Origin of the sequence: Methylibium rhizosphaerae (assembly GCF_006386545.1) — a bacterium.
Classification (GTDB): Bacteria; Pseudomonadota; Gammaproteobacteria; order Burkholderiales; family Burkholderiaceae_C; genus Pseudorivibacter; species Pseudorivibacter rhizosphaerae.
In genome coordinates, this window is record NZ_SWAR01000064.1 from 1 (window position 1) to 17,630 (window position 17,630).

18 protein-coding genes and 1 pseudogene are annotated in these 17,630 nt (G+C 64.7%); 3 read left to right on the top strand and 16 right to left on the bottom strand.

Features of this window, described 5'->3' with window-relative positions:
* The 3 genes from E8D38_RS26215 to E8D38_RS26225 form a co-directional block, all read right to left on the bottom strand.
* Positions 1-180 (bottom strand): TRAP transporter small permease (locus E8D38_RS26215; RefSeq protein ID WP_140637236.1); only part of this gene is annotated, 180 nt, incomplete at its 3' end.
* Between the two features lie 24 nt (positions 181-204).
* Positions 205-1,230 carry a TRAP transporter substrate-binding protein gene (locus E8D38_RS26220; RefSeq protein WP_140637237.1) on the bottom strand — a complete coding sequence of 342 codons (1,026 nt, stop codon included), beginning with the start codon at positions 1,228-1,230 and terminating at the stop codon, positions 205-207.
* A 34-nt stretch (positions 1,231-1,264) separates the two neighbouring features.
* On the bottom strand, positions 1,265-2,131 hold the full coding sequence (locus E8D38_RS26225) for a shikimate dehydrogenase family protein (protein ID WP_181179473.1): 867 nt from the start codon (positions 2,129-2,131) through the stop codon (positions 1,265-1,267).
* A 98-nt stretch (positions 2,132-2,229) separates the two neighbouring features.
* Here E8D38_RS26225 and E8D38_RS26230 point away from each other — a divergent pair, with 98 nt between their 5' ends.
* Positions 2,230-3,009, top strand: a complete 780-nt coding sequence (locus E8D38_RS26230; protein WP_140637238.1) for an IclR family transcriptional regulator domain-containing protein — start codon at positions 2,230-2,232, stop codon at positions 3,007-3,009.
* Positions 3,010-3,033: 24 nt separating this feature from the next.
* Here E8D38_RS26230 and E8D38_RS26235 read toward each other — a convergent pair whose 3' ends face one another.
* The 6 genes from E8D38_RS26235 to E8D38_RS26260 all read right to left on the bottom strand — a co-directional run bounded on the left by E8D38_RS26235 (position 3,034) and on the right by E8D38_RS26260 (position 11,692).
* A complete protein-coding gene (locus tag E8D38_RS26235) occupies positions 3,034-5,664 on the bottom strand; it encodes an endo-1,4-beta-xylanase (RefSeq protein ID WP_140637239.1) in 2,631 nt (876 codons plus the stop codon).
* Between the two features lie 24 nt (positions 5,665-5,688).
* Positions 5,689-6,966 carry a TRAP transporter large permease subunit gene (locus E8D38_RS26240; RefSeq protein ID WP_140637240.1) on the bottom strand — a complete coding sequence of 426 codons (1,278 nt, stop codon included), beginning with the start codon at positions 6,964-6,966 and terminating at the stop codon, positions 5,689-5,691.
* Complete coding sequence (locus E8D38_RS26245) at positions 6,963-7,553, bottom strand: TRAP transporter small permease (RefSeq protein ID WP_140637241.1); 591 nt, start codon at positions 7,551-7,553, stop codon at positions 6,963-6,965. Before E8D38_RS26245 ends, E8D38_RS26240 begins: the two co-directional genes overlap by 4 nt.
* Positions 7,554-7,581: 28 nt before the next feature.
* Complete coding sequence (locus E8D38_RS26250) at positions 7,582-8,796, bottom strand: fumarylacetoacetate hydrolase family protein (protein ID WP_246099704.1); 1,215 nt, start codon at positions 8,794-8,796, stop codon at positions 7,582-7,584.
* 20 nt (positions 8,797-8,816) lie between these two features.
* Positions 8,817-10,598 carry an IlvD/Edd family dehydratase gene (locus E8D38_RS26255; protein ID WP_140637242.1) on the bottom strand — a complete coding sequence of 594 codons (1,782 nt, stop codon included), beginning with the start codon at positions 10,596-10,598 and terminating at the stop codon, positions 8,817-8,819.
* 74 nt (positions 10,599-10,672) lie between these two features.
* Positions 10,673-11,692, bottom strand: a complete 1,020-nt coding sequence (locus E8D38_RS26260) for a TRAP transporter substrate-binding protein (RefSeq protein WP_140637243.1) — start codon at positions 11,690-11,692, stop codon at positions 10,673-10,675.
* A 143-nt stretch (positions 11,693-11,835) separates the two neighbouring features.
* Here E8D38_RS26260 and E8D38_RS26265 point away from each other — a divergent pair, with 143 nt between their 5' ends.
* Positions 11,836-12,840, top strand: a complete 1,005-nt coding sequence (locus E8D38_RS26265; protein ID WP_140637244.1) for a LysR family transcriptional regulator — start codon at positions 11,836-11,838, stop codon at positions 12,838-12,840.
* On the opposite strand, the pseudogene E8D38_RS29200 reads toward E8D38_RS26265, so the two are convergent.
* From E8D38_RS29200 to E8D38_RS26300, 7 genes and pseudogenes are all read right to left on the bottom strand, one after another.
* Positions 12,835-13,047: pseudogene (locus tag E8D38_RS29200) on the bottom strand (aldehyde dehydrogenase (NADP(+))); the annotation flags it as partial. The gene E8D38_RS26265 and the pseudogene E8D38_RS29200 sit on opposite strands and share 6 nt — an antisense overlap.
* 256 nt (positions 13,048-13,303) lie before the next feature.
* The gene (locus E8D38_RS26275) at positions 13,304-13,789 is read right to left on the bottom strand and encodes a YcxB family protein (protein ID WP_140637245.1); all 486 of its coding nucleotides are present in this window, start codon (positions 13,787-13,789) and stop codon (positions 13,304-13,306) included.
* A gap of 2 nt (positions 13,790-13,791) precedes the next feature.
* Complete coding sequence (locus E8D38_RS26280; RefSeq protein WP_140637246.1) at positions 13,792-14,181, bottom strand: nuclear transport factor 2 family protein; 390 nt, start codon at positions 14,179-14,181, stop codon at positions 13,792-13,794.
* Positions 14,182-14,291: 110 nt separating this feature from the next.
* Entirely contained in the window at positions 14,292-14,987 is a 696-nt protein-coding gene (locus E8D38_RS26285; protein ID WP_140637247.1) for a hypothetical protein, read from the bottom strand.
* 63 nt (positions 14,988-15,050) lie between these two features.
* A complete protein-coding gene (locus tag E8D38_RS26290) occupies positions 15,051-15,581 on the bottom strand; it encodes a hypothetical protein (RefSeq protein ID WP_181179475.1) in 531 nt (176 codons plus the stop codon).
* A gap of 901 nt (positions 15,582-16,482) precedes the next feature.
* Complete coding sequence (locus E8D38_RS26295) at positions 16,483-17,010, bottom strand: M48 metallopeptidase family protein (RefSeq protein WP_140637249.1); 528 nt, start codon at positions 17,008-17,010, stop codon at positions 16,483-16,485.
* Entirely contained in the window at positions 17,007-17,276 is a 270-nt protein-coding gene (locus E8D38_RS26300) for a VF530 family protein (RefSeq protein ID WP_140637250.1), read from the bottom strand. Before E8D38_RS26300 ends, E8D38_RS26295 begins: the two co-directional genes overlap by 4 nt.
* A 37-nt stretch (positions 17,277-17,313) precedes the next feature.
* Between E8D38_RS26300 and E8D38_RS26305 the strand changes: the two genes are divergently transcribed.
* Positions 17,314-17,616 (top strand): hypothetical protein, encoded by a 303-nt coding sequence (locus E8D38_RS26305; RefSeq protein WP_140637251.1) that lies wholly within the window; start codon positions 17,314-17,316, stop codon positions 17,614-17,616.
* Positions 17,617-17,630 lie beyond the last annotated feature (14 nt).

Consider the following 17,630-nt stretch of genomic DNA (forward strand, 5'->3'; position numbering starts at 1 on the left):
GCCCAGGAAGGTCATCCACACGAACAGCCAGCGCGACAGCTCCTCGCTCACCGTGATGCCCGAGCTGAAGGCGTAGCGCAGCACCACGTTGCCGAACACCAGCACCACCATCAGCGCCAGGCAGACGGCAGACAGGAAGTCCAGGGCGCGGCAGTAGCGGTCAATGAAGCGGCCGATCATGACGGCGGTCTCCGTGTTCGCTCGTCACTTGCCGCCGGCGCGGACCTTTTCCACCTGGGCGACCACTTCCTTCACCAGCGGCTCGCCGATCTCCTTCGTGTACTTCTCGATCACCGGCCTCGCGCGCTCGCGCAGCCTGGCCAGCTCCTCGGGCGGCAGCTCGTGCACCACCATGCCGCGCTTCTTCAGCTCGGCCAGCACCTTGTCGGCTTCCTCGCGCGCGAGCTTGCGCTGATAGACGGCCGTTTCGGCGGCGGCGTCCTGCAGGATCTTCTGCTCGTCGGCCGACAGCTTGTCCCAGAACTTCTTGCTCACGATCACAGCCTGCGGCGTGTACATGTGGTTCGTCAGCGTGAGGTGCTTGGACACCTCGTTGTACTTGCCGTCGAGGATGTTGAGCAGCGGGTTCGTCATGCCGTCGATGGCGCCCTGCTCCAGCGCGGTGTAGGTCTCGGTGAAAGGCATCGGCACGGCCGTGGCGCCCAGCGCGTTGACGAAGTCCACATAGATGGGCGTCGGGATCACGCGCATCTTCACGCCCTTGAAGTCGTCGGCCTTGGCGATCGGCTTCCTGGCGGTGTGCATCTCGCGGAAGCCGAGGTCCCAGTAGGCTAGGCCGACGAGGCCGCGGTCACGCAGCTTGTCGAGCAGCCGCCGGCCGATCGGCCCGTCGGCAACGGCATCGGCCTCCTTCGTGCTGGCGAACAGGAACGGCAGATCGAAGATCGTCATCTCCTTGATGTTGCCGGCCAGCAGGCTCGCATTCATCACGTTCATCTCCACGGTGCCACCCTGGAGCGCGGACACCACCTGAAGGTCGGGCCCGAGCACGCCGCCCGGGAAGGGCTTCACGGTGATCTTGCCGCCGCTCTTCTGCTTCACCAGCTCGGCGAACTTCTCGACCCCCATGACCTGCGGATGGCCCTTGTTGCTGGCCGACGGGAACTTGATGGTCCGCGTCTGGATGTCGGCGGCGCCGGCAACGCCTGCTGCGAGCAACGCGCTCGAGGCGCAGGCGGCAGCCAGCAGTGCGCGCAAGGTGGATCTCATGGTGTGTCTCCTCGTTGTGTAGGGAAAGAGTGCGTCACTGCAGCAGCTTGCGCACGGCGGAAAGGTCGGCCTGCACGGCCCGGGCGGCCTCATGCAGGCCGAAGAACTCGAGGTAGTCGGGCACCTGCTGCACCAGCATCTCGAACCCCGGATGGGCCTCGATGCCGCGAGCACGGCAGGCGCGCAGCAGCGCCGTGGGCGCGCCCTTCATGAGGATGTCGACCACCAGGGCGTCGCGCCGCACCCGTTCGACCTCGAACGGCGGCGGATCGTCGGGCCGCAGGCCCAGCGGCGTCGCATTGACCACGAGGTCGAAGGACTCCGGCTGCGCGCCCACGGACTCGATGCGCACGCTGCCGGCGTGTGGGCGCAGCCGCTCGACCAGTTGCTGCGCACGGTCGCCCAGGTCGTGCAGCCCCAGCCGCGCGAGGCCGGCGTCCACCAGCGCCGTGGCAATGGCGGCGCCGGCGCCGCCCGCGCCGAACACGAGTGCGCTGCGCCCGGCCGGTTCGAAGCCGAAGTGACGCAGCGCCTTCACGAAGCCATCGCCGTCGAACAGCGCACCGTGCAGCAGGTGGTCGGCGCCTCGCCGCACCGCATTGACCGAATGGGCGATCGCCGCGGCGCGGCTGCAGCGGTCCACCAGCGCCGCGCTGGCCGGCTTGTGCGGGATCGTGATCCACAGGCCGCCGAAGTTGTCGGCACTGAACACTTCGCGTGCAAATGCGGCGAAGCGCCCGGGCGCCACCTGCGCTGGCACCAGCACCGCGTCCACCCCATGACGGCGAAACAGCGGGTTGAACAGCTGAGGCGCCTGCACCTGCGACACCGGGTCGCCCAGCACCAGGAACACGCGCGTGGTGCCGGTGATGCGTTCGCCAGGTGGGGTGGGAGCTGACATGCCGCAACGGTAGTGAAGCCCCTGATCGGACACAAGACAGCCCGCCCGACAATCGCACCACTTCGTCCGATCATCGGTCGTTCCTCTGGTTTTCCCTGATGAATTCAGCGAGTGCTTCCTTCCCCATCGACCCCAAGGACCTGATTGCCGGCCTGGGGCGTGGGTTGACGGTGATCGAAAGCTTCGACGACGACCACCCGCGCATGACGCCGGCCGAGGTGTCGGTGCGCACCGGCATCCCGCGCACCGCTGCACGCCGGCACCTGCTGAGCCTGTGCCACTTCGGCTATGCGCAAACCGATGGCAGGCTGTTCTGGCTCACCCCGCGCGTGCTGCGCCTGGGTCAGAGCTACCTCGCGGCGGCGCGCCTGCCGCGGCTGGTGCAGCCCTTCATCCAGCAGCTGTCGATGGCCACCGGTGAAACCGTCAACGCGAGCGTGCTGGACGGGCATGACGTGGTCTATGTGGCGCGCAGCAACAGCCCGCGCCTGGTCTCCATCGGCTTCCATGCCGGAGCCCGGGCGCCTGCCCATGTGGTGGCTCCCGGCCCCGTGCTGCTGGCCGCCTTCGACGATGCGGCATTGCAGCGCTGGATCGACAAGCACGAGTTCGGCACCTACACCGCACACACGCTGACGAACAGGGCGGAATTCGAGAAGGTGGTGCAGGCCGCACGCGGCCTCGACTACTGGATCGCGAACCAGCAGCTGGACGTCGGCCTCACCGGCGTGGCCGTCGCGCTGCGCGACCGCCACGGTGTTGCGGTCGGCGCCATCGGCATGACCCTGCAGATGGCGTCTCACTCGCAGGAGGAGATCACCGCCCGCCTCGTGCCTTCGCTGCATGAGACGGCAAAGACGCTGAGGGCGCTGCTTTAGCGGCGCGGCTTCTACGGGAACCCTTCAAGGGCGGACGTCCACGTTCATATCGCCCGTCACGTACGGCTCGATGTCGTAGACGTAGAGCCTGACACTCGTACCCTCCTTCGGACTTCCCGCCTGCATCGCGACGAACCCGCCGACGGACGCCTGCCGCTGACTGATGGCGTTTCCGGCGTCCCTGTTCGGCGTCTCGCCATCGACCACTTCCTTCAGGACGAAATGTTGTCTGACGCCGCCCTTGTCGGTGTACAGGAACAGCTTCATCTCGCCGGTCTTCTGGTCGATTGGCGTGTGGAACCACACCGCCTGATCCAGCGCTCTGTCAGCGATCTGCGAACCCTCCTGGCCGTTCGTCTGTCGCGTGATCAGCGAATGCTGACCCGCGACCACGGTGCCGTTCGCTCCGTTGCCTCTGAACACGACATGCGGGTAGACGTTGGTGCCATGGATGAAGCTCTGCATCGTGTGCCCTTCATGAGCCGCGTACGGTCCTGCGGCAGGGCTCTTCGCCTCCTCGAAGACGAACTTGTGGTTGTCCGGAGCCAGGGCGGGTTCGCTCTCGGGCGCATTCGAATTGCGCAATGGCAGAAGAATGCCGCCACGCAGGATGACCGGCGTGCGCGACAGCGACTCCGGCGAGGCCGTCGTCGCGGGCTTGCTTCGGTTGGTCAGGGCAGCGGCCTGCCTGTGCCCGTTGAAAGCCGACTCGGCAGACACGACCATGTACGTCCTGCCGGGTTCAAGTCTCTTGACGAGCCGCCAGGCCTTCTCCGTCGCCGCATGCTTGTGCAACCGCAGTCCGAACGGGCTGGCGATCGGGTCCCGTGGCGACAGGATGAGCGTGCTGCGACCATGTTTCGGCACCGGCTTCGTTTCCGTGACGCCGGTCGCTCTCGCCATGCCGTCGCCCCCATAGGCGGTCTTGTACTGCTTGAACGGGGTCACGCCGTCGCTGAAGCGAACGTCCGCATAGGAAAGGGGCGCTTGCAGCGCGTTGCCGACGTCCATCCACCCGACGGCCATCTTGCCGAAGGACAGTACGAACGTCGCGGTGTTCTCGACACCCACGCTCCGATAGGCTTCTGCCGGCGCGGGCCCCCTCGCGGTCACCGTGACATGGCAGGGCCTGCCGGGGATCACGGCGCAGTCGGACGGGTTGAACTTCATGCTCTCGACGGCAAACCCGGCGGGCAGGGAGACGTTGGCAGCGGTGAAAACGACGTTCTTCGTTCCTGCCGGCACGTTGATGTCGAGCATCGCCTGAGCGCTCCTGCCGCCCCAGGTCCTGGCTTTGAAGGTCTCTCCTCCGTACCTGAAGGTCGCGGTGACGCCGTTCGGCGGCAGGCCTGCATCGATGAGGTACTGCTCAGGGTTGGCTGTGGCCCAGTACGCCTCCTTCGGCTTGCCGACTGCCGACCACGGATAGCCGTTGGTGTGGTAGCCCGGGTCGGTCATGCCCCACCAGGTGACCCGGTGCACGCCCCCTTTGTACTCGGGGTGACGACCGCCAGGGCCGGCGGCGTACTCCTTCAGCAGGCTGAAAAGCTTCGCGTACTGGACGCCCTGCTCCATGAACAGGGCGTCCATTTCCGGACCATTCTGAATCCGCTGAGCTTTGTCCAGACCCAGGGTGGGCGCGAGATCCAGTTCGGTCAGATCGACATTCGCGCCGGTTTCGAGATAGGTCCTGATGGTCCTCTCGAAGGCGTCCAGGTTGAGCCTCATGTCCCAGTGCCCCTGCGTGCCGATGACGTCGATCAGCGGCCTGGGATTCCCCTTGGCATCCAGAAGTACCCTGCCTTTGCCTGCGGCCGATTCAGCCGCGTACCGCTCATTGAACTCCTTGACCATCGAAGCGATCGCGGTGGCCTTGGAGGCCCGCTCGTTGTCGTTGAAGTCGTTGTAGTTCAGTACCGCCGTCGTGTTCTGGCGCGCGTAGTAGAAGGCGTCATACATGTAGTCCCAGCTCTTTCCACCTTTGGAGTAGGCCTGGGCCCATCTGGACGGCCGCTCCTCCGGGCTGTATCCGGTTCGCAGGGCGTTTCTCCAGTCGGCAGGGTTGTCGGGACTGTCCTTGAACGCTTCGTTGACGACGTCCCAGGCGTAGACCTTGAAGGGTTGCTGATCGAAATGGCCGGCCACGGTCCGCACGTAGTACTCCAGACCCGCCTTCGCCGTTGCATGGTCCCAGGGGGTTTCCCATCCCCCGGCCGAGGTCAGGACGTTGGGGGCGGGCCACTGGGCCGACTGGTTGTGCCAGAGCAATGCGTGCCCGATGACCTTGACGCCGCGCGCATTGGCCGCGCTGATGTCAGCGTTGATGCCTGTAGTGAGATTGGTGAGGAAATTCGGGCTCGGATTGCTGATGCCCCCATTCCAGAACTCGGGCTTCATCGCGTTGCTGGGCGTCACCGTGCTGAAGTGCTTCAAGGTCATCGCGGCGACCGAGTCTTCACCCGGCACGACGTTGGCGCCGAAGTTGGATGCGTTGAGATTGGTGCTGCCGATCAGGAAGTAGTCCTTGTAGACGTCCTTCAGTGCCGGCCAATCGGCCGGGTTCGCAGGCCGATCAGCTGCCAAGCTGCCGTTCGCGATCACAAGTCCGGCTGGCAGAGCAATCAAAATGCTCTTGATGTCAGGTCTGCTGAACATGATCCCAATCCTTTCGATGGGGCTTCAATAGAACCAGCGCAGCGGCGCCAGCACCGTCTGCGGGAAGACGATCATGATGAACATCACCGCGAACTGGGCAGCCATGAACGGCAGCACCCCGAGCGTGACAGCGTCCATCTTCATGCGGCCGACGCCGGCCACCACGTTGAGGATGGTGCCCACCGGCGGCGTGATCAGGCCGATGGAGTTGTTGATGATGAACAGCACGCCGAAGTAGACGGGGTCGATGCCCGCCGCCTTGATCAACGGCATCAGCACCGGCGTCATGATCAGGATGGTGGGGGTCATGTCCATGGCCGTGCCCACCAGCATCACCAGCAACATGATCGCGATCAGGAGCAGCGTCTGGTTGTCCAGCAGCGGACGCAGCAGGTCCACCACCTGCGCCGGCAGGTTGGCCACCGTGACCAGCCAGGCAGACACCATGGCCGACGCCACCAGGAACATCACCACCGCCGTGGTACGGGCCGCCGTGACGAAGATGCGCACCAGCGCCTGCAGCCTCAGCTCTCGGTAGACCACGGTGGTGACGAACAGCGCATAGACGGCTGCGACGACCGCCGCCTCGGTGGGCGTGAACACCCCCATGCGCAGGCCCACCAGGATGAAGACGGGCAGCATCAGCGCCCACACCGCTTCGCGTGCCGCGGCCCAGACTTCGGCCCGGGTCTTGCGCTGCGGCAGTGCGAGCGTCTCCTTGCGGCCCACCCACCACCACGTCAGCGCAAGCCCGAGGCCGATCATGAGGCCGGGGAAGATGCCGGCAATGAACAGCTTGCTGATCGACACGTTGGCGGCGACGCCGAAGATGACGAAGCCGATGCTGGGCGGAATGATGGGACCGATGACACCGGATGCCGCGATCAGACCGCCCGACACCTCCTTCCTGTGCCCGGCCTTGATCATCATTGGCAGCAGCAGCGCCGTCAGCGCCGCTGCGTCGGCCACGGCCGAGCCCGACAGCGCCGACAGCAGGCAGGCCGCGAGGATCACGACATAGCCCAGCCCGCCCTTGACGTGGCCGACGAGCGCCAGCGCGAAGTTGACGATGCGCTGCGACAGGCCGCCGACGTTCATGATCTCGCCTGCCAGCATGAAGAAGGGCACTGCCAGCAACGGAAAGCTGTCGGCACCGTTGATGAAGTTCTGCGCCAGGATCTGCGCATCGAACAGATCCAGGTGCCACATCAGCGCCACGCCGCTGGCCAGCAGCGCATAGGCGATGGGAATGCCCAGCGCCATGGCGCCGACGAGGCTGCCGAGGAAGATGAAGACCGTCATGGACGTGTGCCCCCGGGTCCGTCGCCCCGCTGCGCGTCGCTGCGCACCAACCCGGCCTGCACGATCTCGAGCTCCGCCTGCTCTTCCGATTCCTGGACCCTGACGAGATCGCGCTCCCCGAGGCGGCCGGTCAGCAGGCGCGCGAGCTGCAACAGCAGCAGGATGCCGGCGCAGACCGAGAAGACCACGCCCGACGCGTAGAAGAGGGCCACCGGTGCGCCTGTCACCGGCGCTGCCACGTCCAGGTTGATGCGGGCCTGCTGCCAGCTGCCGTCGAGGAACAGCCAGGTCACGTACAGCATGAGCAGGTGGCCTGCCAGCATGCAAGCCTTCTTGCCCGCGAGCGGCAGCCGCGACACCAGCATGTCGGTGCCCAGGTGCCCGCCATCCTTGATGGCCGCCACGGCACCCAGGAAACAAAGCCAGACGAAGAACCAGCGCGAGACTTCTTCGCTGACGGTGATGCCGGAGTTGAAGGCATAGCGCAGCACGACATTGCCGAACACGAGCACGACCATCACGGCAAGCAGCGCGGCGATCAATATGTCGATGGCGCGGCAGAAGCGCTCGAGGGCGGCGTCGATCATGGCGCCGTCCCGGTGAGGTGCGTGGCCGTCACAGCCGCGCTCCTTGCAGCAGGCCGCGGTCGGCCAGGTTTTCGATGAAGGCGCGCAGGCCGAAGCGCCAGGGTGGCGCGGCCTCGCAGTGCGTCACCCGGTTCTGCAGGCTGCCCAGCCAGTGGCTGTGGATGGTGACCACGTCGCCCAGCTTGTGGGTGAAACCGCCGCCGGGCTCGTCACGGTCTTCAGTGGGCGCGAACAGCGTGCCCAGGAACAACATGAAGCCGTCGGGGTATTGGTGGCAGGCCACCGTCTGCGCCACCAGGTCGAGCGGATCGCGGCTGATGCTCGTCATGGTGTTGATGCCACGCAGCGTGTATCCGTCGTCGCCGGTCACCTGCAGGTGCACGGTCTCGCGGCGCAGCGAGTCCAGGCCGAAGTGACCGTCGAACAAGCGGATGAAGGGGCCGATGGCGCAGGACGCGTTGTTGTCCTTGGCCTTGCCCAGCAGCAGCGCGCTGCGGCCTTCGATGTCGCGCAGGTTCACGTCGTTGCCCAGCGTGGCGCCGACGATGGCGCCGCGGCTGTTGACGGCCAGCACCACCTCGGGCTCGGGGTTGTTCCAGGCCGAATCGGCGCGGATGCCGATGTCCTGCCCATGCCCCACCGACGCCAGCACCGGCGACTTGGTGAAGACCTCCGCATCGGGCCCGATGCCGACCTCCAGGTATTGCGACCACAGCTTCTTCTCCTGCAGCAGCAGCTTCAGCGCCTGCGCCTGGGCCGAACCGGGGCGGATGTCGGACAGCCTCTCGCCGATCAGCGCGCTGACCTGGCTGCGCAGCCCTTGCGCGAGGCTGAGGTCGCCGCCGGACTGCTCGTCGATGACGCGCTCGATCATGCTCGAGGCGAAGGTCACGCCGGCGGCCTTGACCACCTGGAGGTCGCATGGCGCCAGCAGCCACGGCACTGCGTCGTCCCGGTCTGCGGGCTTGCTGTTGTCGAGCAGCGCGTCGACGCTGCACAGCAACTCTCCTGAGACCGACCGCACCGCCTGCGCCGGCTGGTCGGTGTCGAGCAGCGTGCTCATGGTGGGGAAGTGCCGGCTCAGGTCGAAGACGCCTTCCGGGCGCAGTGCCACCACGGCAGGGCCGGCCGGCGTGCCGGCACGCCAGACGCGACCCACCAGCGTGCCGGCCAGGCCGTCTTGCGGCAGCACCGGATGAAGGCCGTCGGTGCGCACCGGCATGGCGGTCTTTGTCGAAGTCATTCAGGTTTCCTCGGGTGTTGTCAGTGGTTGTGGCGCGGGGTGCGTTCGGCGATGCGCCGGTACTTCAGGGCCGTGTCCAGCGTGGCGCCGTCCACCAGCTGGCCGGTGTGGCTGCGGTACATCTCTTCCCATGGGGACTGGCTGGGAGGCACCGTCGGGGCGGGCAGCTCGCGCTTTCGGCGCTCGATCTCTTCGTCCGGCACCAGCGCGTCGCAGCGGCCGGCATGCAGATCGATGCGAATCACATCGCCGGTCTGCAGCCAGCACAGCCCGCCGCCGACGGCACTTTCAGGCGACACGTTCAGGATGGACGGGCTGTCCGCCGTGCCCGACTGACGACCGTCACCCAGCGTGGGGAGCGCATGGATGCCGCGCCGGATCAGCGCATCAGGAGGCTGCATGTTCACCACCTCGGCGGAGCCCGGCCAGCCGATGGGGCCGGCGCCCCGCATCACGAGGATGCAGCCCTCGTCGATCTCGAGCGCCGGGTCGTTGATGCGTGCGTGGTAGTCGTCGGCGCCGTCGAACACCACGGCACGCGCCTCGAACACGCCCTCGCGCCCCGGCCGGCCCAGGTAGCGCTCGCGAAAGCGCTGCGAGATCACCGAGGTCTTCATGATGCCGAAGTCGAACAGGTTGCCGGTCAGCACGAGGAAGCCGGCCTTGCGCATCAGCGGCACGTCGAACGGCAGGATGACTTCACGATCGCGGGTCTCGCGGCCATGGATGTTCTGCGCCACGGTCTTGCCGGTGACGCTGGCGCAGTCGCCATGCAGGACGCCGGCCCGCTGCAGCTCCCACATCAGCGCCGGCACGCCGCCGGCTCGGTAGAAGTGTTCACCCAGGAATTTGCCGGCGGGCTGCATGTTCAGCAGCAGCGGCAGGTCGTAGGCGTGCTCGGTCCAGTCCTTTGGCCGCAAGTCCACGCCGGCATGGCGGGCCATCGCCATGATGTGCACCTGCGCATTGGTGGAGCCACCCGCGACGCTGACGAGCGCCAGCGCGTTGAGAAAGCTCTCGCGGCTGAGAATGCGCGACGGACGCAGGTCCTCGAAGGCCATGCCGACGATACGTCGGCCGGTTTCGTAGGCCATCTGGCCGCGTTCGCGGTATGGCGCAGGAATGGCCGCGCAGCCGGGCAGCGACAGCCCCAGCGCCTCGGCCACGGCGTTCATGGTCGATGCCGTGCCCATGGTGTTGCAGTGCCCGGCCGATGGCGCGCTGCTGCAGGCACGCTGCATGAATTCTTCTTCGTCGATCTCGCCGGCCGCCAACTGCCGGCGGCTGCGCCAGATCACCGTGCCCGAGCCCACCCGCTCGCCGTCGTGCCAGCCGTCGAGCATGGGCCCGCCGGACAGCACGATGGCCGGGATGTCGACGGTGGACGCGGCCATGATGCCGGCCGGCGTGGTCTTGTCGCAGCCGGTGGTCAGCACCACGGCGTCGATGGGGTAGCCATACAGGATCTCGACGAGCCCAAGGTAGGCCAGGTTGCGATCCAGCGCCGCAGTGGGGCGGCGGCAATTCTCGAAGATCGGGTGCACCGGGAATTCCATCGGGATCCCGCCGGCGTCACGGATGCCGTCTCGCACGCGGCGCGCCAGATCCAGGTGGATGCGGTTGCACGGCGACAAGTCGCTGCCCGTCTGTGCAATGCCGATGATGGGTCGGCCTGAGCGCAGCTCTTCGGGCATCAATCCGTAGTTCATGAAGCGCTCCAGATAGAGCGCCGTCATGTCGGAACGTTGCGGATCGGCGAACCATTCGCGCGAGCGAAAGCGCCGACCGCCTCGGTGGTCCATGGCCATGGGCGTGGTCGAACGACGAGGAACGTGAACGGAAGGCGGCGGCGCCGCCTCCGGGAGAAGCGAGGGAACTACTTCGCGGCTGTCGTACCGCTGCGCACCTTCGCCAATTCGCCGTTCAATTCGGCCGTGGTGTCCTCGCCGAACTCCTTGCTGAACTTGGCCAGCACCGGCTGCAGCTTGCTGCGCATCTTGGCCTGTTCGGCCGCCGGCAGCTCGGTGATCTGCATGCCGGCCTTCTTCAGGTCGGCCAAGGCCGTGTCGGAGAACGCGCGGATGGTCTTGCGCTCATGCAGCGTGGCTTCGCGCGCAGCGTCCTGCACGATCTTGCGTTCCTCCGCGGAGAGGCCGTCCCAGGTCTTCTTGGACATCAGCAGCACCCAGGCGCTGTACATGTGCCGCGACAGCACCATGTGCTTCTGCACTTCGTAGAACTTGCTGGCGAGGATGGTGGCCGCCGGGTTCTCCTGCCCGTCGACCGCCGCCTGCTCCATCGCCGTGTACAGCTCGGTGAAGGGCATGGGCGTGGCATTGGCGCCCAGCGCATTGAAGGTGTCCAGGAACAGCGGGCTCTGGATGACGCGCAGCTTCAGGCCGCTCAGGTCGTCGGCGCGCTGCACCGGGCGGCGCGAGTTGGTGACGTGGCGGAAGCCGTTCTCCCAGAAGCCCAGGCCGATCAGGCCTTTTTCCGGCAGAGTGGCCAGCAGCTTCTGGCCGAAGGGGCCGTCCAGCACCGCATCTGCTTCCTGCTCGTTGTTGAAAGTCAACGGCAGGTTCAGCACGCCGAAGGGCTTGACCAGCGACACCAGCGTGGAGCTGTCGGGGATGGTCATCTCCAGCGTGCCGCCCCGCAGCGCGGAGGTCATGCTGATGTCGTTGCCGAGCGAACCGCTTGTGTAGACCCGCGCCGCCAGCTTGCCACCGCTCCTGGCGGCCAGTTGGTCGGCGAAGAACTTCAGCGCCTTCGCCTGGGGATGGTCTTCGCTGAGGCCGGTTCCGATCTTGAACACGTGCTCCTTGATCTGCGCCGACGCGGGGCCGGCCAGTGCAGCCAGCAGGGCTGCGGCCACGCCAAGTGATCTGATTTTCATGATGTCTCCGGAATGATGAAGTGCGAGGCGGGGACACCCTGCCTCGACGTGCCGGCCCTCTGTGGAGCCGATCTTGTGAAGCTGAAGGCTAGGTGAGCCCCCCATGCCGGGTCCACTCACTTTTTCGCTAGCATCCATTCCAAATGCTGATGAGCTCGGACAAGCCTTCTGGGAAACCCTTGACGCTGGCGCAAGTCTCTCGACTGCGTTTCAGGCACTTGCAGTTCCTCGACATCCTCGGAAAGACGCGCAATCTGCGCCTGACGGCCGAGCAGATGCACATCACCCAGCCAGCGGCCACCAAGGTGCTGATGGACATCGAAGAGATGCTGGAGTCGACCCTGTTCGATCGCCTGCCTCGCGGCATGCGCCCGAATGAGCTGGGGCTCTTCACCTTGCGTTATGCCCACTCGGCACTGGACGGCCACCGCAAGTTCGTGGACGAGTTCAGCACGCTGAAGCAGGGGGGCCACGGCCATTTGTCGATCGGCGCCATCTCGGGTTCGGCGGCGCACCTGCTGATCGCAGCGGTGGCCGAGCTCCAGCGACTGCGGCCGCTGCTGGTGGTGAAGGTGCTGGAACAGAGCAGCGACCAGCTGATCGTGTGGCTGGCCGAACGCAAGATCGATGTGATGATCGGTCGTTTCACCGATGAATCTCAGCGTGATCAGTTCCAGTACGAAAAGCTGGCCGGTGAAGGGTTGCAGATCACCGCAGGCGTGCACCATCCGCTGCGCGGAGTCGATGCGCCTGGGCTGCTGGAGCTGTCGCACTGGCCGTGGATTCTTTACCCGCCGTCCACGGCGCTGCGCAAGGTGTCGGATGACGTCTTCAGCAGCACGGGCCTGTCGCTCACCTCGGGGATCGTCGAGACGCCGTCGTTTCTATTCGCCCTGGAGCTGATGCAGAGCACGAACATGCTGTCGCTGCAGCCCGCCGGACTGGTGGACAAGTACGTGCGGCGCGGGCTTTTGACGCGCATCGCGGCCGAGCTCCCCGACCGCATGCCCGACTTTGGCCTCATCACGCTGCAAGGCGAGCCCCCCGGCACGGCCGTGCTGGCTTTCATGGACGTGATCCGCAACATGGCGCGCCACGAGACCGAACCGGCTTCGGCCGCCAAGGCCACGCCCGCTGCCAGGGCCTAGGGGGTTGCTGTTCTTCAGCGCATCGGGCAGCAGAGCATCCGGGAAGTTCTGGAAACACACCGGCCGCAGGAAGCGGTCGATCGCCAGGGTGCCAACCGAAGTTCCGCGCGCGTCCGATGGGGCGGGATACGGTCCGCCTTGCACCATCGCATCGCAGACCTCGACGCCGGTCGGGTAGCCGTTCAGCAGCAGTCGGCCGACCTTGTCTTGCAGCAGTTCAATGATGTCCGCCGCCGCCGTGAGTTCGTCGGGCTCGGCTATCGCGCCGCCCAAAGCCACGGAGCGTTAGTACTGAGGCGTTGTACATCCCCACCAGCAGCAGAGTGACGAGAGATGCCTTCTTGACTAAAGATTGGAAATCCTTGGACGAAACATGAAGGTGCTTTCTCTGCAGCGCGACGTTTGACACGAGCGGCAACCGCGGACTGCGAAGCAGGCAGGAGGGCGTCCGCTCGATGGAGGGTTAGGTGGCATCGCCAATCCGCTCCTTGAGTGCTGCGACAAACTCACCAAACAACTGTTGAGTGGCGAAGAAGTGGCTCGGGACCAAGTGAAAGATGTTGGCCGTTGGGTACAGGACTACGAGGTGCTTGCTATGGCGCCACTTCCGAACGTGAGACCACGGCAGCACCTCTTGTGCGTTTGGCCTTCTGAAGCGCAGTCCCTCTTCGCTCGTTTCAATGATCACCGGCTCCTGAATGGCCTTGTACTGCCGGTATGTCCTCTTCGCGTTCCACGGAATGTAGACAGCGAACAGACCGACAAGATACGCAGCGACGCCCCACATCGCGACGGACCTAGCCACGACCAGACCCACGGCAAATAGAGCCACCAAGACCAGACCAACGACAGCAAGGGCTGGGCGAGGCCGCAGGTGCAAGAACTGCGATGCGACGTAATCGCGCTCACTAATGGTGCCTTGGGCAATCATCTTGTTCGGCGTCTGCATGCTTACTGCTGAGCCTGAAGCATTGCGCCCATCTTCTGGTGAATGAGGTTGATTGCCTTCAACGGGCGAACAAGAACCTTGAAGTCAATAAGCTTCCCGTTGTCGTTCCACTTCAGCATGTCGACCCCATTGACGCTGAGTCCGTCGATCTCTACCGAGAACTCCAGCACGGCATCTCTTGGGCCAATGACCTCACGAACGTACTTGAATGTGGGGTTGTAGAACACGTGGAACGCCGCAGCCAAGTACTTCGCAGTGATTGCCGTTCCAAGCTGGGGCGCGTGCACGACAGGTGAGTGAAACACAACATCGTCTGCGAGCAAGCCGTCCAGGCCCTTCGCGTTCTGGGACTCAACAAGCCTGTGCCAAGTTGCCAAGGTATCGATCGACATAGTGGTCTCCTTTGCGGCGTGAACCGAGACGCCTAACGTTTGACATGCGCGGCGGCTTGAAGCGGGCGAAGCCCGCTGGAAGACGTCCGCTCGATGGAAGGGTTGGCCGTTCAGTGCTCCTCCCACCTGACCGAGACATGACGGATTTCCTTCGCATTCCATGCGGTCACGACGCCAGCGACGAATGTGCCTTGACTGTTCTTTGCAATGTTCAGAGATGAGACGTGATACTGATAGGCCGAGCCCAGTTGCTGCTCGGCCATTGCCTGGGCCTTGGAGGCTGATTCGCCGCCAAGCAACAGCGCCAGAAAGACACCAAGCGCTGCGACCACACCGACTCCCGCGGCCGCGGGTATACGCATGTCGCGGGCCTTGCGACCGGCGGCGGCACAGGCAGCAAGGACTGGCGTTCGACCGAGTTCGCGATACAGCCAAAAGAGAAGAGCGAAGACCAATGCCATCACACCGACAGAAGCGGCGGTGGATAGCGGGCTTAGTCGCATATGAGTGAGTGTGAGGTCAATCGGCTGCATGAAGGGCCATGCAACCAAGAGTGCCAAGAAGCCAGCGAGCAAGAAGGCAGCGAACCAGCGGACGATCGACGCTGCACGCAGACTGCCACGCAGCAAAAAGATGCCAGCAACGACTGCAAAGACGTTGAAGCTGGAAGAGTATGAAATGCGGTTGGCGATGCAATACGCCATCACCGCAATATCGAGCAGTCCAACGGCAAGGAGCACTGAACCTGTGCGTTTGAGTATGGGGATGTACACGTTTCGTTTGATAAGACGACTAACGTTCGACATGAACGGCAACCGTAGGCGTGCGAAGCATGCCGGAGGGCGTCCGCTCGCTGGAGGGGTAAGGCCTCAAGAGATCTTCTCACGCACGCAGCTGACCGCCTTATAGCCAGACTCCCAGGTCCAGTCGTCCGCGGTACACCTCTCGATCTCGATCGCGCCACCGGCCAAAGACCGCACAACGACTGCGATGGCCATTCTCTCTTCGCCCAAACACTTGAAGTTGAATGGCGAGTCTGACGGGAACGTCGCGATGTTCTTTCCGTCAATGGTGAAGCTCCTCACCACAACGTAGCCAGCTCCCATGCAGTGACCATTCGATGGGGGATACACATCAACCGCAGCGTTCACGAGCTTGTCTTTCACTTCGCATTGAAGTCGGTGTGTGCCATGGGGCAGTTGTCGCGTGCCTTGGAGGCTTGAGGAAACGACCGTGATTTGCTCGTTGAACTGTACGAGCGCCGCCAATTCAAAGATACCAACTCGCTGATCGCAACGTGTTGCGGCACCGAACTCTATGGAGTCGGCACGAGCAAGAAGTGGAAAGGCAGACGTGACAAAGAGCGTCATTGCCATGGTGAACAAGTGCACGTGGCGCATGCCTGTGGGGCCTAACGTTCGACATGAGCGGACCGCAACGGCAGGCTCGGTGTGACCGAAGTGCGCCACTGCGCCCCGCCGTTGTCGCTCCGCTCGATGAAAGGGGTAGGCGTCTGCTTCATGCCTAGCTCGGCAAGCGCCTTGAATGCTTCTCTGGCTTCAACCAATGTTGCGGAGCTTGGCTCTCAACCAGAAGCTCGCGTATCTCGCGCCACCCCCACTTTGCAAAGTACCGCAGGCAGAGGGCCACAAGGGCACTGCTCGCGCCCCCCGCAACTAGCAGAGCAAGGAGCAACATGGCGAACGCTGACACAAAGAAGAGAACTTCTGACGGATGACCCTGGACAGGGGTTTGGTCTCCCAACCCAAGTGAGCGCGCGGCCCAAGCCACACTAAACCACCACAACGGAAGCGTGGCCCAGAGGCAGACGACAAAAGCCCCATTTAGGACAGCCTTGTAGCGAAACCGAAGGCGCTCTTGAAGCAAGGGGCTCGCTTGAACAAGCTTGAACACGCGCATGCGGGTTGTGAGGCCTAACGCTTGACATGAGCGGCATGTGGAAGCGGGCGAAGCCCGCTGGAACATCTCCGCTCGATGGAGGATGCGTGATTGTCGCGAAGGCGGTCGCGCGCTCGCGCCCGTAGCTCGGCATAGTTCACACCAAACGGCTCGGAAAGTGTCTTCTCCATCACGCAACCCACGGCTGGCGATCATACGAGCGCGGCCACGCCATCACTGCCCCCTTCCGGGGGAGAGTCGAGCCTTTTGGCCAGACGAATTCCACGGGTGCCCCGCGCCATCTGCACGAGACCTCGGTTCAAAAGGCTGTGGCCGGAGCAAACCTGGCGCTGGCAAATGGCTGGAAATGGCCGAATGGCGAAACACGGCCCCGACGCCGGCTCAGCTGGCCGGTGGGTCCCCGCCGGACGGGTCGAACTCGAGCAGGGTCAGCCACAGCCGGACGTCGAATTCGAGCTTGTGATAGTCCGGCTCCATGTGGGTACACAGCGCATAGAAGGGCTTGCCGTGTTCTCGCTCCTTCAAGTGCGCCAGCTCGTGCACGACGATCATCCTGAGGAATGCGGCGGGCGCCTGCCGGAACAGGCTGGCAATGCGGATCTCGCGCTTGGCCTTGAGATTGCCGCCCTGCACTCGCGAGACGGTCGTGTGCGTACCCAGGGCCTGCTGCACGAGATGCAGCCGGCTGTCGTAAACGACCTTCGCGAGCGGCCCGGCGTTACGCATGTAGCGGCTCTTCAGTTCCGCGACGTAGTCGTACAGCGCGCCGTCGCTGCACACGTCGTGGGACTCCGGATAGCGGCGATCGAGGCTTTCGGCCAGCCGCCCCTTTGAGATGAGCTCACGAACCTGCGCCAGCAGTTCAGGCGGGTAGCCCGCCAGGTACTTCAAGGGGACCGCCGTGCTCATCGAGGCGGGCGCGGTGTGCCGGCTCGGCGGGCATCGCGCAGCATGAACAGGTACAGGCTCTCGACCTTCTCTCGAGCCCACGGCGTCTTGCGCAGGAACTTCAGGCTCGATGCGATGCTCGGGTCGCTGCTGAAGCAGCGTATCGGAATGCGCTGCGCCAGATCGGCCCAGCCGTAGCGGTCTACCAAGGCCGTGAGGATGGTCTGCAGCGTCAGCCCGTGCAGGGGATTGCGTGGCTGGACTTGCGGTGCGGGTGGGATGGGCATCGTGGGTGATCGAGCTCGCGTCGCTCATTGTCGCCCCATGGCCGCCGCATGCCAGGCAGTCGAGCCCGAGCGGAACACAACGCGCCTGTATTTCGACGGACGCAGCGACCAGCTGCTCGCCGCACGCAACGACGCCTGGGTGCTGTACGCCTTCCTCTGGCACCTGCTCCTGATGGACTACGCCAACGGCGAGGACTTCACCCATTGGTTGATCATGGCCGCACCCCTTCTGTACGCGTCTGTGCATCCCACCTTGACTGGTCAGCAGCAGCCCGGCAGGAAGGGCCGATGTCGTTGTAAGGTTGAGCACACCCAAGGCGCCAGCACGTTGTTCAGATGAACCAGTCCCCATAC